This window comes from Burkholderia sp. Bp8991, assembly GCF_003853795.1.
Taxonomy (GTDB): Bacteria; Pseudomonadota; Gammaproteobacteria; order Burkholderiales; family Burkholderiaceae; genus Burkholderia.
Genome location: NZ_QTQJ01000018.1, coordinates 127,332 through 141,035, shown reverse-complemented (window position 1 = coordinate 141,035; position 13,704 = coordinate 127,332). Strand labels below are relative to the sequence as shown.

Annotated in this window: 13 protein-coding genes; 2 read left to right on the top strand and 11 right to left on the bottom strand. The window is 68.9% G+C overall.

Annotation, left to right across the window (positions count from 1 at the left end; all coding sequences use genetic code 11):
- The 4 genes from DIE02_RS21280 to DIE02_RS21265 form a co-directional block, all read right to left on the bottom strand.
- Positions 1-234 carry a Fis family transcriptional regulator gene (locus tag DIE02_RS21280; RefSeq protein WP_006476892.1) on the bottom strand — a complete coding sequence of 78 codons (234 nt, stop codon included), beginning with the start codon at positions 232-234 and terminating at the stop codon, positions 1-3.
- The gene (dusB, locus tag DIE02_RS21275) at positions 231-1,298 is read right to left on the bottom strand and encodes a tRNA dihydrouridine synthase DusB (RefSeq protein ID WP_124529748.1); all 1,068 of its coding nucleotides are present in this window, start codon (positions 1,296-1,298) and stop codon (positions 231-233) included. Before dusB ends, DIE02_RS21280 begins: the two co-directional genes overlap by 4 nt.
- A 136-nt stretch (positions 1,299-1,434) precedes the next feature.
- On the bottom strand, positions 1,435-2,613 hold the full coding sequence (locus tag DIE02_RS21270) for a UbiH/UbiF/VisC/COQ6 family ubiquinone biosynthesis hydroxylase (protein WP_124487988.1): 1,179 nt from the start codon (positions 2,611-2,613) through the stop codon (positions 1,435-1,437).
- A gap of 113 nt (positions 2,614-2,726) precedes the next feature.
- Positions 2,727-4,124 (bottom strand): aminopeptidase P N-terminal domain-containing protein, encoded by a 1,398-nt coding sequence (locus DIE02_RS21265; RefSeq protein ID WP_124487987.1) that lies wholly within the window; start codon positions 4,122-4,124, stop codon positions 2,727-2,729.
- Positions 4,125-4,311: 187 nt separating this feature from the next.
- Here DIE02_RS21265 and DIE02_RS21260 point away from each other — a divergent pair, with 187 nt between their 5' ends.
- Positions 4,312-4,923: a glutathione S-transferase family protein gene (locus tag DIE02_RS21260; RefSeq protein ID WP_044848297.1), complete on the top strand. Its 612-nt coding sequence runs from the start codon at positions 4,312-4,314 to the stop codon at positions 4,921-4,923.
- A gap of 94 nt (positions 4,924-5,017) precedes the next feature.
- Here the strand turns inward: DIE02_RS21260 and DIE02_RS21255 are convergent, their stop codons facing one another.
- The 4 genes from DIE02_RS21255 to DIE02_RS21235 all read right to left on the bottom strand — a co-directional run bounded on the left by DIE02_RS21255 (position 5,018) and on the right by DIE02_RS21235 (position 9,744).
- Positions 5,018-6,637, bottom strand: a complete 1,620-nt coding sequence (locus DIE02_RS21255) for an FMN-binding glutamate synthase family protein (RefSeq protein ID WP_044848276.1) — start codon at positions 6,635-6,637, stop codon at positions 5,018-5,020.
- Positions 6,638-7,037: 400 nt separating this feature from the next.
- Positions 7,038-8,207, bottom strand: coding sequence for a tRNA 2-thiouridine(34) synthase MnmA (gene mnmA / locus DIE02_RS21245; protein WP_124529746.1), 1,170 nt, complete (start codon positions 8,205-8,207; stop codon positions 7,038-7,040).
- Complete coding sequence (locus DIE02_RS21240) at positions 8,204-8,713, bottom strand: NUDIX hydrolase (RefSeq protein WP_124487985.1); 510 nt, start codon at positions 8,711-8,713, stop codon at positions 8,204-8,206. The genes mnmA and DIE02_RS21240 overlap by 4 nt, the downstream gene beginning before the upstream one ends.
- Positions 8,714-8,823: 110 nt before the next feature.
- The gene (locus tag DIE02_RS21235; RefSeq protein ID WP_124520272.1) at positions 8,824-9,744 is read right to left on the bottom strand and encodes a LysR family transcriptional regulator; all 921 of its coding nucleotides are present in this window, start codon (positions 9,742-9,744) and stop codon (positions 8,824-8,826) included.
- Between the two features lie 80 nt (positions 9,745-9,824).
- On the opposite strand from DIE02_RS21235, the gene DIE02_RS21230 reads away from it, so the two are divergent.
- Positions 9,825-10,748 (top strand): carbon-nitrogen hydrolase family protein, encoded by a 924-nt coding sequence (locus DIE02_RS21230; protein ID WP_044848272.1) that lies wholly within the window; start codon positions 9,825-9,827, stop codon positions 10,746-10,748.
- Between the two features lie 155 nt (positions 10,749-10,903).
- On the opposite strand, the gene DIE02_RS21225 is transcribed toward DIE02_RS21230, so the two are convergent.
- The 3 genes from DIE02_RS21225 to DIE02_RS21215 all read right to left on the bottom strand — a co-directional run bounded on the left by DIE02_RS21225 (position 10,904) and on the right by DIE02_RS21215 (position 13,652).
- Entirely contained in the window at positions 10,904-11,590 is a 687-nt protein-coding gene (locus tag DIE02_RS21225) for a YafY family protein (RefSeq protein ID WP_044848271.1), read from the bottom strand.
- Between the two features lie 73 nt (positions 11,591-11,663).
- Positions 11,664-12,074: a VOC family protein gene (locus DIE02_RS21220; protein WP_044848270.1), complete on the bottom strand. Its 411-nt coding sequence runs from the start codon at positions 12,072-12,074 to the stop codon at positions 11,664-11,666.
- Positions 12,075-12,353: 279 nt separating this feature from the next.
- Positions 12,354-13,652, bottom strand: coding sequence for a class I SAM-dependent RNA methyltransferase (locus DIE02_RS21215; RefSeq protein ID WP_044848269.1), 1,299 nt, complete (start codon positions 13,650-13,652; stop codon positions 12,354-12,356).
- Between the last annotated feature and the right edge of the window lie 52 nt (positions 13,653-13,704).

Sequence of the window (13,704 nt, the reverse complement as noted above, 5' to 3'; positions counted from 1 at the left end):
CTACAGCAGGCCGTGCTGCTGCAGCTTCTTGCGCAGCGTATTGCGATTGATGCCGAGGTACTCCGCGGCGAGCGACTGGTTGCCGCCGGCCTGTACGAGCACGACCTCGAGCATCGGCTTTTCGACGCAGGACATCACCATTTCATAGACGTCGTGCGGATTGGAGCCGTCTAGATCCCGGAAATACACGTCCAGGCTCTCGCGGACACATTGTTCGATGTTGTGCTTGCTCATGCTGCTAACTGGTTATGGTCGTCCGACTCGCCCTGGCCGTTTTCCTCTTCGTCATCGACGTAGACGAGGTGGTCCGACAGCGCCTTTTGCGCCTCGAAGAATGCATTGACGGCGGCGAGTTGCTCGCGGGTGGAATCGAGCGTGTTCATCCTGTGCCGGAACCCGTTGGCACCGGAAAGGCCGCGAGTGTACCAGCCGATGTGCTTGCGCGCAGTACGGACGCCCGTGAATTCACCATAGAACGCGTAGTGGTCTTCCAGGTGTTCGTTCATCACGTGCTGGATCTCGTCGATCCGCGGCGGGGGCAGCAGCTCGCCGGTTTGCAGGAAATGATCGATTTCACGGAACAGCCACGGCCGGCCTTGCGCGGCGCGACCGATCATCAGTGCGTCGGCGCTGGTGGCGTCGAGCACGGCCTTCGCTTTTGCCGGCGACGTGATGTCGCCGTTAGCGACGACCGGGATGCGCACGGCCGCCTTCACGGCCGCGATGGTGTCGTATTCCGCGTCGCCGCGGTAGAGGTCGGCGCGCGTGCGGCCGTGCACGGTCAGCATCGAGATGCCGGCCGCCTCGGCGAGGCGCGCGACCGTGATCGCGTTCTTGTGCTCGCGATCCCAGCCGGTGCGGATCTTCAGCGTGACGGGCACCGCATCCGGCCCCGTGCCGACCGCCGCGACGACGGCCTCGACGATCCGCTGCACGAGCGGCTCGTTCTGCAGCAGCGCGGAGCCGGCCGCGACGTTGCAGACCTTCTTCGCCGGGCAACCCATGTTGATGTCGATGATCTGCGCGCCGTTGTCGACGTTGTAGCGGGCCGCTTCGGCCATCATCGCCGGATCGGCGCCGGCGATCTGCACCGCGATCGGCTCGACCTCTCCTTCGTGGTTCGCCCGTCGCATCGTCTTCGCGCTCTTCCACAGCTGCGCATTGGACGCGACCATCTCGGACACGGCGTACCCGGCCCCCAGCCGCTTGCACAGCTGGCGGAACGGACGATCCGTCACGCCGGCCATCGGGGCGACGAACAGGTTGTTACGCAATACGTGAGAGCCGATAACGGGCATCGCAATGGCACCGCCCGCGAGCGCCGGGCGTCGCGGGCAAAAAAGGGCAGAGGGAAAACAGCTATTTTACCGTATTCCCATGCCCCGCCGATTTGACCCGGTTTGCGCGGCCTGACCGCGCGCAACGCGCGGCGTGTCAGTTGCGCTGGCCGAACATCATCTGGCGTGCGATCGCCTTCTTGAGCGGCGGCACGAATTCGAGCGCGGTGAGCGCCGCGCCGCGCAGCAGCGGAAGAGGGCCGGCGTCGACGGTAAACAGGCGCGCGAGCGTGTCCGTCGCGCCGATCGTGAAGCGCCGGTCGAGCGCGCGCCGTGCGTTGAAGGTGGCAAGCGCGGTCGCTTCGAAGCCCTGCGTGGACAGCGCGTCGACGAGCGTGTGCGCATCGCGCAGCCCGAGGTTGAGCCCCTGGCCGGCGACCGGATGCAGCGTTTGCGCGGCGTTGCCGACGATCGCGATGCGCCCGTTGACGAGCGTCTGTGCCGCGTTCAATCCGAGCGGGAACGATGCGCGCCCCGCGATCGCGACGAATCGGCCCATCCGCTCGCCGAATGCAGCGCCGAGTTCGCGCAGGAACGCGTCGTCGGGAAGGGCGGCGCGGCGGGCCGCCTCGTCGGGCGTGCAGCACCACACGAGCGAATAATCGGCACCGCCAAGCGGCAGCAGCGCGAGCGGGCCTTCGTGCGTGAAGCGCTCCCAGGCGACGTTCGGGCGCGGCGCCGAGACGGTGACCGTGCCGACGATCGCGGTCTGGCCATAGTCGCGGCGATGCTTGCCGGTATCGGCCTGCTGTTCGTGGAACAGCCCGCCTTCGGCGTTGATGACGATGCGCGCGCGCAGCGTGCGCTCGCCTTGCGGGCCGTCGAGCGTCAGCGTGACGCCGTCGGCGTCCTGTTGCGGCGTGCGTGCGGTGGTCGACGTGAGCCAGTCGACGCGCGTGCCGCGCACGGCCTGCGCGAGCGCCTGCACGATCGAGCCGTAGCGCACGACGTAGCCGAGCGCGGCGAGGTCGTGCTCGTCGCGGTCGATCAGCGTGCGGCCGAAATGGCCGCGCTGCGACACGTGGATGTGTTCGATCGGCGTTGCGTCGGCCGGCCATCCGAGCGTGTCGAGCAGCACGCGGCTGCCGTGCGACACGGCGATCGCGCGCGGGTCGTTCGCGCTCGCGGCCGGCTCGCGCGCGTCGATCAGCGCGATCGACGCGTGCTGCGTCGCGCTGCGTCGGGCGAGCCAGCCGGCGAGCGCGAGCCCGACGGGGCCCGCGCCGACGATGGCGAGGTCATGGTCCGGCGTGGCCGGGGAGGAAGCGGTCGTCATCAGTGTTCGTGAAACGGGGTAACGGTCAACTGCGGGTCAACGGCAGGTCAACGGCAGATCAACACCGGGCCAACGACGGTCCGGCACCGGCGCGATGTCAACCTGCGGTACGCTCACGCGCCGTGCGCCGCGCCCGCACGCATCAGCGCCTCGATCTCGTCGGCCGCCACCGGCACGTCGCGCGTGATCAGCTCGCAACCGTGCTCGCGCACGATCGCGTCGTCCTCGATGCGGATGCCGATGTTCCAGTATTCGGACGGCACGTCGTCGGCGGCGCGCACGTACAGGCCCGGCTCGACGGTGAGCGTCATGCCGGCTTTCAGCGTGCGCCACGGCAGCGCGCCGTTGGCGTCGCGCGCGGCGAGCCGCTCGCGGTAGTCGCCGCAATCGTGCACGTCCATGCCGATCCAGTGGCCGGTGCGGTGCATGTAGAAGCGTGCGTACGCGCGCTCGGCGAGCACGTCGTCGACGCTCGAGAAGCGCGTCTTCGGGATGATGCCCGTATCGAGCAGCCCTTGCGCCAGCACCCGCACGGCCGCGTCGTGCGGCGCCTCGAACGGCACGCCCGCGCGCGTCGCGTCAATCGCGGCCTGCTGCGCGGCGAGCACGATGTCGTACAGCGTGCGCTGCGCGGGCGAGAAGCGCCCGTTGGCCGGGAACGTGCGCGTGATGTCCGACGCGTAGCCGTCGAGTTCGCACGCGGCATCGATCAGGATCAGGTCGCCGTCCCGCGCGGCCGCGTTGCCGGCCGGGTAATGCAGCACGCACGCGTTCGCGCCGGCCGCGACGATCGAGCCGTACGCGGGCGCCTGCGCGCCATGCTTGCGGAACGTGTACAGCAGCTCGGCCTCGAGTTCGTACTCGCGGATCCCCGGGCGGCACACCTGCATCGCGCGACGGTGCGCGAGCGCGGAGATGTGTGCGGCGCGCATCATGATCGCGAGTTCGTGTTCGTCCTTCACGAGCCGCATGTCGTCGAGCAGGGGCGTGAGGTCGAGCAGCGCGTCCGGTGCGGCGACGCCGCTGCGCGCCTGCGCGCGCACCGCATCGATCCAGCCGGCGAGCTGGCGGTCGAACTCGGCCGACGCGCCGAACCGGTAGTGCACGGTGCCCGCATCGGCGAGCAGGCGCGGCATTTCGGTGTCGATCACGTCGACCGCGTAGGCCGCGTCGAAGCCGAACGCATCGCGCGCGGCCTCGGGCCCGTAATGGAAACCTTCCCAGATCTCGCGGTCGGCATTCTTCGCGCGGCAGAACAGGATCGATTCCGGCGCGCCGTGCGACCCGGCCGCGTTCAGCACGAGCACGGCGTCCGGCTCGGTGAAGCCCGTCAGGTAGTGGAAGTAGCTGTCATGCCGGTACGGAAAGGCCGTATCGCGGTTGCGCAGCATTTCCGGCGCGGTGGGAACGATGGCGACGCCGCCGCCGGCGGCGCGCAGTGTGGCAAGCACGCGTTCACGGCGCTGGCGGTAGACGTCGACGGCGATGGCGGTATCGAGGGGCGCATTCATCGTGCGATTGTAGCGCCGCCGGACGCGGCGCGTGAGAGACACGGCCGCAAGCCGCGCCGGACGGGGCTCGGCGGCGGCTGTTGCAAACCATCCACAGGCCGGACGGGCGATTTTCTATCGGGCCGCGCCGGCCGGTTATGATCGGCGACAACGTATACTCTCGGCAGTTCCCTTGAAAAGGCAGATGATGAAATTAATCGGTTCGCTCAGCAGCCCGTACGTCCGCAAGGCGCGGATCGTGCTTGCTGAAAAGAAGATCGACTACAAGCTGGAGCTCGAGAACGTATGGGCGCCGGAGACGGACATTCATGCATCGAATCCGCTCGGCAAGGTCCCGTGTCTCGTGATGGAGGATGGTGCCGCGGTGTTCGATTCCCGCGTGATCTGCGAATACGTCGACACGCTGTCGCCGGTCGGCAAGCTGATTCCGCCGTCGGGACGCGAGCGGCTCGAAGTGCGGTGCTGGGAAGCGCTGGGCGACGGCGTGCTCGACGCGGCCGTGGCGATCCGTCTCGAACACACGCTGCGCGACGAAGCGCAGCGCAGCGCGAGCTGGATCGCGCGCCAGCAGCGCAAGATCGACGACGCGCTCGTCGCGATGTCGCAGGGCCTCGGCGGCAAGACGTGGTGCGTCGGTAATCATTACACGCTCGCCGACATCGCACTCGGCTGCGCGCTCGGCTACCTCGACTTCCGGATGTCCGAACTCAACTGGCGCGACCGCCATCCGAATCTCGACAAGCATTTCGTGAAGCTATCGCAGCGGCAGACGTTCGTCGACACGCTGCCGCAAGGCTGACCTGCCGCCGCCCGCGGATCGGGCAGACAAGAGAAAAGCGCCCCGCGGGGCGCTTTTCTCTTTGGCGAGCCGCCCGGCGGCGGGCGCTCGCGCGTTACTCGATCGACGTGTAAACGGTTTCGCCGAGCACGAACGAATCGCTGCGCGCGATCGGCCACCACTTGTCGTACAGCGTATAGCCGCAGGTCTGGCCGTCGAGCAGCGCGCCGGGCTTCAGGTACTTCAGCAGCTGCGACATCAGCCGCACCTCGTGCGGCGCGACGCGCTGCACGATGTGATGCGCGCGCAGCTCGGACGGATGGCCGAGGCCGGCCGCCTGCACGAGTTCCTGCAGTGCGTGCAGCGTATTGCGGTGGAAGTTGAACACGCGCTCGGCCTTGTCGGGCACGACGAGGGCGCGCTGGCGCACCGGGTCCTGCGTGGCGACGCCGGTCGGGCAGCGGTCGGTGTGGCAGTGCTGCGCCTGGATGCAGCCGACCGCGAACATGAAGCCGCGTGCCGAGTTCACCCAGTCCGCGCCGATCGCGAGCGTGCGTGCGATGTCGAACGCGCTGATGATCTTGCCGCTCGCGCCGATCTTCACGCGATCGCGCACGCCGATCCCGACGAGCGTGTTGTGCACCAGCAGCAGGCCCTCCTGCAGCGGCACGCCGACATGGTCGGTGAATTCGAGCGGCGCCGCGCCGGTGCCGCCTTCCGCGCCGTCGACGACGATGAAGTCGGGCACGATGCCCGTCTCTAGCATCGCCTTCGCGATCCCGAAGAACTCCCACGGATGGCCGATGCACAGCTTGAAGCCGGTCGGCTTGCCGCCCGACAGCGTGCGCAGCCGTTCGACGAATTCGAGCAGCCCGCGCGGCGTCGAGAATTGCGAGTGCGTCGCGGGCGAGATGCAGTCCTTGCCCATCGGCACGCCGCGCGTCTCGGCGATCTCGGGCGTGATCTTCGCGGCCGGCAGCACGCCGCCGTGGCCCGGCTTCGCGCCTTGCGACAGCTTGATCTCGATCATCTTGACCTGCGGATCGGCGGCCTGCTTCGCGAACTTGTCCGGGTTGAACGTGCCGTCCTCATTGCGGCAGCCGAAGTAGCCGGACGCGATTTCCCAGATGATGTCGCCGCCGTTTTCGCGATGGTACTTCGACAGCGAGCCTTCGCCGGTGTCGTGCGCGAACCCGCCTTTCTTCGCGCCGAGGTTCAGCGAGCGGATCGCGTTCGCGGACAACGAGCCGAAGCTCATCGCCGAGATGTTGAAGATCGAGATGTCGTACGGCTGCGCGCGGTTCGCGCCGACCCGGATGCGGAAGTCGTGGTTCGGCAGCTTCGTCGGCGCGAGCGAGTGGCTGATCCATTCGTGCGCGACGGACTTCACGTTCAGTTCGGTGCCGTACGGGCGGTTGTCGGCGACGTTCTTCGCGCGCTGGTAGACGAGGCTGCGCTGCGCGCGCGAGAACGGTTTCTCGTCGGTGTCGTCCTCGACGAAGTACTGGCGGATTTCAGGCCGGATGAACTCGAACAGGAAGCGGAAATGGCCCCAGAGCGGGTAGTTGCGCAGGATCGCGTGACGGTCCTGGTTCAGGTCGTACAGGCCGACGGCGACGAGGGCGACGGGGATGATGATCCACAGCCAGGAAAGCACGTGGATCGACGCGAGCGCGGCCGCGGCAACGAGCAGCAGGACGGCACACCACATCGCGAGGTAGCGTCTGGAAAGCATGGGGACTCCTAGGGTCTATTCATGTATGGAACGCGCATGCGAATGCCCGAAAGCGCGCGCAGGGCAAGGAGCGAGGAGCGCCGTTTGGCCGAGCCAAACAAGTGACGAGCGACGCCGCCATGCGGGCGATTTCGGGCATTCCCGTGACATGAATTTCTTAATTTGGGGTTGCCACGAGAACGGCCGCTCGCCGCGTTGCGCTCCTTGCGAATACGTCAGTATTCGCGGCGTCGCGCGCCTCGCGAGCGGCCGTTCTCGTGGCAACGCATGTGCGTTCCATACATGAATAGACCCTGCATCTTGAAATGCCGCCATGCGTACGCTGCGCGGCGGCGCACCGGCCGCGGCGGAATCGTGTTCCGCCGGGCGCGGCGTGCCGCAAGTCTAAACCGAATGGATGTCAGCGTGCTTCGGCGAGCGCACCCGCGCGGGCTACCGCCGGTGCCGGCGCCGTCTGGCCGGGCTGGCCGGTGGCCGCGAACTCGATGATGCCGCCGCCGAGGCAGATCTCGCCGTCGTACAGCACGGCCGACTGGCCGGGCGTGACCGCCCATTGCGCGTCGTCGAAGGCGAGCGAGAAGCGGGCTTCGCCGGCCGGGCCGGGTGCGGCGGCGCCGAACGCGCATGCCGCATCGGCCTGCCGGTAGCGCGTCTTCGCGCCGCACGCGAAGCCGTCGGCCGGCGGTTCGCCCGCGACCCAGCTCACGTTGCCGGCAACGAGCTCGCGCGACAGCAGCCACGGATGGTCGTGGCCCTGCACGACGTACAGCGTGTTCGACGCGATGTCCTTCGCCGCGACGAACCACGGCTCGCCGCTGCCGCTCTTGCTGCCGCCGAGGCCGATGCCCTTGCGCTGGCCGAACGTGTAGAACGCGAGGCCGATGTGCTCGCCGACCACCTTGCCGTCCGGCGTCTTCATCGGACCGGGTTTCGTCGGAAGATAGCGGTTCAGGAAGTCGCGGAACGGCCGTTCGCCGATGAAGCAGATGCCGGTCGAGTCCTTCTTCTTCGCGTTCGGCAGGCCGATCTGCGCGGCGATCTCGCGCACCTTCGTCTTCGGGATCTCGCCGAGCGGGAACATCGTCTTCGACAGTTGCGCCTGGTTCAGCCGGTGCAGGAAGTACGACTGGTCTTTCGTATGATCGAATGCCTTCAGCAGTTCGAAGCGGCCGTCGCGCTCGCGCACGCGCGCGTAGTGGCCGGTCGCGATCATTTCCGCGTCGAGCGACATCGCGTGGTCGAGGAACGCCTTGAACTTGATCTCGGCGTTGCACAGCACGTCCGGGTTCGGCGTGCGGCCGGCCGAATATTCGCGCAGGAATTCGGCGAACACGCGGTCCTTGTATTCGGCCGCGAAGTTCACGGCTTCCACGTCGATGCCGATCAGGTCGGCCACCGACACCACGTCGATCCAGTCCTGGCGCGTCGAGCAGTATTCGCCGTCGTCGTCGTCTTCCCAGTTCTTCATGAACAGGCCGACCACGTCGTATCCCTGTTCCTTCAGCAGCCACGCGGTCACCGACGAATCGACGCCGCCCGACATGCCCACTACTACACGGCGCTTGCTCATTTGTTTACCGCCTGACGGTCGAATGCGTCCGGGCGCGGCGCGACCGAATGCGTGTGCACGAAATCGAGCGGAATGCGCCGCCCGGCCAGATAGTCGTCGACGCAGCGCATCACCGCGGGCGAGCGGTGACGCTCGCTGCACGCGCGCAGCTCGTCGGCGCTCATCCACAGCGTGCGGACGATGCCGTCGTCGAGCACGTGGCCCGGCAGCGGCTCGCCGGCCGTGCCGCAGAACGTGAAGCGCAGGTAGGTCGCGCCGGCGCTGCCGGGGCGGTCGTAGTGCGCGAGATAGACGCCGACGAGCGCATCGGGGACGAACGGATGCGCGGTTTCCTCGAGCGTCTCGCGGATCACGGCGTCGGCGAGCGTCTCGCCGGCCTCGAGATGGCCGGCCGGCTGGTTGATGCGCAGGCCCGTCGAGGTTTCTTCCTCGATCACGAGAAAGCGACCGGCGCGCTCGACGAGCGCCGCGACGGTCACATGCGGGGTCCAGATTTCGGGTTTCATGGATCGGCATTTTACCGGTTGCGCCCGGACGCTGCCGGCCATTACGTTAGACGAATCCGACCCCCGTGCTCTCGCCCTCGCCTCGGCGGTGCACGCCGCATCGCGCCCTTTTATGGCGCGACGATCGTCGCGACGCAGGCGGCGATCGTGTCCCGCACGCGCACGATTGCCGGGTCGCGCTGCGTGCTCGTGCGCCAGCCGATTTCCACCGGGTAGCGCGGCAGCTCGACCGGGCACGCGAGCGCGCGCAGCGACGTCGACTGCGCGATCGCGCGGGCCGCGTGCGCCGGTATCGTCGCCACCGCGTCGGAGCCGGCGAGCAGGTACGGCAGCGCCGCGAAATGCGTGGTCGACGCCGCCACGCGCCGCTTGTGGCCGAGCGCGGCCAGCGCTTCGTCGACGATCCCGATCACGCCGCCCGACGACACGAGCAGGTGATCGCGCCGCAGGAAATCGGCGAGCGCGAGCGTGCGCGGCGCGCGCGCCCGGCCGGCCGGATCGATCAGGCATGCGTAGCCGCCCGTCGCGACCGCGCGCCGGCTGAGCCCGTTCGCCGAGAACCCGCCCGACGCGATCGCGAGATCGACGCCGTGCCGCAGCAGCGCGTCGCCCGCGATGCCGCTGTGGGTCTGCCGGAAGATCAGCCGGATGCCCGCGGCTTCCCGCGCGACCGCGTCGATCAGCGCGCGGCCGAGCGCGATCTCGAAGTCGTCCGACAGCCCGATCGAGATCGTGCGGCCGACCCGCTCGCCGCCGTCGGCCGCGATCGCGAGGCTCGCGCGGCAGCGGTCGAGCGCGTCGGACAGGATCGGCTTGAGCTCGTCCGCGCGCGGCGTCGGCGCGAGCCCGCGGCCAGTGCGCACGAACAGCGGGTCGGCGTAGATCACGCGCAGCCGCGCGAGCGCCGCGCTGACGGCCGACTGCGTGAGGCCGAGCCGCAGCGCCGCGCGGCTCGCGCCGCCTTCCTCGTACAGCGCCTCGAACACCTTCAGCAGGTTCAGGTCGAGCCCGGCGATATCATCCGTATTCATGTCAGTTATCGTTGTATCGATTTGATCGATGAAATGATATCGATAAAGATGGCGTCACCCCATTCACCGGAGACGTCGTCATGTCCACCTCAGTCATCGCCGCGCTGCAGATCGGCGCATCGCCCGCCGGCACGCGCGCCACGCTCGACACGATCCTCGGCTACGAAACCGCGATCCGCGACAGCGGCGCGTCGCTCGTCGTGCTGCCCGAAGCCGTGCTCGGCGGCTATCCGAAAGGCGAGATCTTCGGCACGCGGCTCGGCTACCGGCTGCCCGAGGGCCGCGACGCGTATGCGCGCTACGCCGCGCAGGCGATCGACGTGCCGGGCCCCGAAACCGACGAACTGGCCGCGCTCTCGCAGCGCACGGGCGCGAGCCTCGTGGTCGGTGTGATCGAGCGCGGCGGCAGCACGCTGTACTGCACGGCGCTGTTCTTCGATCCGCGCGACGGGCTCGTCGCGAAGCACCGCAAGCTGATGCCGACCGGCACCGAACGGCTGATCTGGGGGCAGGGCGACGGCTCGACGCTGCCGGTGGTCGACACGGCCGCGGGCCGCGCGGGCGCCGTGATCTGCTGGGAGAACCACATGCCGCTGCTGCGCTGCGCGATGTATGCGAAAGGCGTGCAGATCTGGTGTGCGCCGACCGTCGACGAGCGCGACCTGTGGCAAAGCTCGATGCGGCACATCGCGCACGAGGGACGCTGCTTCGTCGTGAGCGCCTGCCAAGTGCAGCCGTCGCCGCGCGCGCTCGGCATCGACGTGCCGGGCTGGGATCCGGAGCGGCCGCTGATCCGCGGCGGCAGCGTGATCGTCGGGCCGCTCGGCGACCTGCTGACCGAGCCGCTGATCGGCGAGGCCGGGCTCGTGACCGCGCGTATCGATACCGACGAACTCGTGCGCGCGCGTTACGACTTCGATGTGGTCGGGCACTATGCGCGCCCGGACGTGTTTTCGCTGCACGTCGACGAGCGGCCGAAGCGGTCGGTGGTGTTCGGCGAGTGACGGGTGCGACCGGGGCGCGGACGCCCCGGCGTGCGAATGGCGGCGAGGTGGCCTGACAGTCGGGCGGCCGGACAGCCAGACAGACCGCCGGACAACCAGGTAGCCGAACCGCCGAACCGCGGCGCGGCATTCAGCGGGCGGCGGCTCTCCCCGCCTCAGCGCATCGGCGCTTCCGCGATCCGCATGTAGTCGGCGATCCGCCGGCCTTCCATGTCCGGAAACTGCTCGTGCACGGAGATATCACCCATCCGCGCGATGTCGAAGGTGCGGAAGTCGTCGCGCAGCTCGCACCATGCGCCGATCGTCCAGCGTCCGCCCCAGTAGACGAGCCCGAGCGGCCACACGCGGCGCTTCGTGTGCGCGCCGAGCCGGTCGCGGTAGTCGAAGCTGACGACGTGATGCGTGTCGACCGCCTGGTGGATCGCGTCGACCTTCGCGCAGAACGTCTCGTCGATGTGGAACGACGGCGCGAACACCGGCAGGCGATCGAGCGCGGTGCGCTTGTCGGCCGGCATCGCCGACGCGATCTTCGCGAGCGCCGAACGCGCGCCGCCCGCGAAGCGCGCGCCGCCCCAGGTCTCGAGCATGCGCGCGCCGGCCGCGAGCGCCGCGAGCTCCTCGGCCGTGAACGTGAGCGGCGGCAGGCTGGCGTTGCGGTTCAGCCGGTAGCCGATGCCGGCTTCGCCTTCGATCGGCACACCCGACAGCTGCAGGTCGCGCACGTCGCGATAGACCGTGCGCGGCGACACCGACAGCCAGTCGGCGAGTTGCTGCGCGGTCGTGAGACGCCGCCCGCGCAGCAGCTCGGCGATCTGGAACAGGCGGTCGGCACGGCGCGTCATGGCTGCACCTCGACTCCAACGGCTACGGGGACTTCGCGATGATAGCGCCGCGCCGGCCGGAGGGTGGACGCACTCAGTGGCATTTCGGCGCGTGCAGGCCGACGCGGTTGCCTTCGGTGTCGATCAGGTAGCCGATGTAGCCGTAGTTGTTCGGCAACTCGACGACCGAGCCCTGCACGACGCCGCCCGCGCGCTTCGCGCGTTCGAGTGCCGCGACGACCGACTCGCCGGCGTTCAGGTAGACGAGCACGCCGTTCGCGCTCGGCTTCATCTGCTGCGGATCGAACACGATGCTGCCGCCCGTGCTCGACGCTTCGTGATCGAACATGGCCATCGGCACGCCGCCGATGACTTCGCGCTGCAGCGTCGTCTGCAGCACGGTTTCGTAGAAACGGATCGCCCGGTCGAAATCGAGGGACGGGATGTCGAACCACGCGATCGCGCGTTCCAGGGTTGCGGTGTCGGTTGCAGTTGCGGACGTCATGACGAGCTCCGTGTTGTTCGGGTTCTTGATGGAAACCAGCCTTGCATTGCGCCGGGATTGCAGTGTGACCGGGGGCTGCTGACAGCGTGCTGTCAGTAGTCGTGGCGACGCTGACAAATGACGCTGACAAACGGCGGCTTCGCTCCCGCAACGACCGCGCGGAACCTCGGCGGCGCGCGTGGCGCCGCTCGCCTGGGTGCGGCGGAAAGAAAAATGCCCGGCCGATTGGCCGGGCATCGTCAGGGTGTCAGCAGGCGGCCGCAGCCGCCGCGTCGCGTATCAGGCGTCGCCTTCCGGCGTGGCCGGGCGTGCCTTCACGCTGCCGGCGATCAGGTCGAAGCGGAACAGCCGGCATTCGAGCGCGCCGTTGAACAGCGGCGTCTTCGCCGATTCGCGCAGGCGCAGCTGGCCCGGCAGCGAGCGGTCCGACGTCAGCAGGAACGCCTGCCAGCCGGTGAAGCGCTGCTTGAGCGCATCGCCGAGCGCGTTGAAGAACTCGCTGTCCGGCGCGTCGGTGTGCGTGCGGCGGAATGCGTCGTCGTTGCCGCGGTTGCGGCCCGTCTCGCGCACCTCGCCGCGCGCGCTGCGGCCGCGCACCTCGATCCGCTCGCCGTACGGCGGGTTCGCGAGGATGATGCCCGGGCCGTCGCACGGCGGCGTCATGCCGCGCGCGTCGACCTGCTTGAGCCACACCGACGGCACGCCCGCGCGCTCGAGGTTCGCGCGCGCCTTCTCGAGCATGTCGCCCGAGATGTCGCTGCCGTACACGCCGAGCGAATCGCGCTTGCCGCGCGCCGCGCGTTTCGCGTCGAGCGCCGCGACCTTCAGGCCCTGCCATGCGGTGATGTCGTACTGCTTGAGCTTCTCGAAGCCGAACCGGCGCTCGACGCCCGGCGCGACGCCGAGTGCGATCTGCGCGGCTTCCGCGAGGAACGTGCCGCTGCCGCACATCGGGTCGTACAGCGCGGTGCCGGGCGTCCAGCCCGTCAGGCGCAGGATGCCGGCCGCGAGGTTCTCGCGCAGCGGCGCCGCGCCCTTGTCGAGGCGCCAGCCGCGCTTGAACAGCGGCTCGCCCGACGTATCGAGGTACAGCGTGCACTCGGTGGCCGTCAGGAACGCGAACACGCGCACGTCCGGCGCGCCGGTGTCGATGCTCGGGCGCGAACCGGTCTTGTCGCGCATCCGGTCGCAGATCGCGTCCTTCACGCGCAGCGTCGCGAACTCGAGGCTCTTCAGCGGCGACTTGATCGCGGTGATGTCGACGCGCAGCGTCTGCGTCGACGCGAACCAGCGTTCCCACGGCTGCTCGAGCGCGAGCGCGTAGACGTCCTGTTCGTTGCGGTACGGGCGATGCGCGATCTTCAGCAGGATCCGGCTCGCGATTCGCGAATGGAGGTTCGCGGCCATGCCGGCGGCCCAGCCGCCGCGGAAATGGACGCCGCCCGGCACCTGCGCGCCCGCGGTGAACGGCGCGCCGTCCAGATGGCGGCCGGCGATTTCGGCCAGCTCGGCGGCAAGCGCCGCTTCGAGGCCGCGCGGGCAGGGAGCGAAGAATTCGTACAGGGTGGGCGAGGACATAAGGCGGGTGAGGACGTGCAAAAGTCCACTATTGTACGCGGCGCGGGCGCCC

Bases quoted from the DNA above. Each gene is read 5' to 3' on its own strand.
- DIE02_RS21280 (WP_006476892.1), bottom strand. From the start codon at position 234: ATGAGCAAGCACAACATCGAACAATGTGTCCGCGAGAGCCTGGACGTG.
- dusB (WP_124529748.1), bottom strand. From the start codon at position 1,298: ATGCCCGTTATCGGCTCTCACGTATTGCGTAACAACCTGTTCGTCGCC.
- DIE02_RS21270 (WP_124487988.1), bottom strand. From the start codon at position 2,613: ATGACGACCGCTTCCTCCCCGGCCACGCCGGACCATGACCTCGCCATC.
- DIE02_RS21265 (WP_124487987.1), bottom strand. From the start codon at position 4,124: ATGAATGCGCCCCTCGATACCGCCATCGCCGTCGACGTCTACCGCCAG.
- DIE02_RS21260 (WP_044848297.1), top strand. From the start codon at position 4,312: ATGAAATTAATCGGTTCGCTCAGCAGCCCGTACGTCCGCAAGGCGCGG.
- DIE02_RS21255 (WP_044848276.1), bottom strand. From the start codon at position 6,637: ATGCTTTCCAGACGCTACCTCGCGATGTGGTGTGCCGTCCTGCTGCTC.
- mnmA (WP_124529746.1), bottom strand. From the start codon at position 8,207: ATGAGCAAGCGCCGTGTAGTAGTGGGCATGTCGGGCGGCGTCGATTCG.
- DIE02_RS21240 (WP_124487985.1), bottom strand. From the start codon at position 8,713: ATGAAACCCGAAATCTGGACCCCGCATGTGACCGTCGCGGCGCTCGTC.
- DIE02_RS21235 (WP_124520272.1), bottom strand. From the start codon at position 9,744: ATGAATACGGATGATATCGCCGGGCTCGACCTGAACCTGCTGAAGGTG.
- DIE02_RS21230 (WP_044848272.1), top strand. From the start codon at position 9,825: ATGTCCACCTCAGTCATCGCCGCGCTGCAGATCGGCGCATCGCCCGCC.
- DIE02_RS21225 (WP_044848271.1), bottom strand. From the start codon at position 11,590: ATGACGCGCCGTGCCGACCGCCTGTTCCAGATCGCCGAGCTGCTGCGC.
- DIE02_RS21220 (WP_044848270.1), bottom strand. From the start codon at position 12,074: ATGACGTCCGCAACTGCAACCGACACCGCAACCCTGGAACGCGCGATC.
- DIE02_RS21215 (WP_044848269.1), bottom strand. From the start codon at position 13,652: ATGTCCTCGCCCACCCTGTACGAATTCTTCGCTCCCTGCCCGCGCGGC.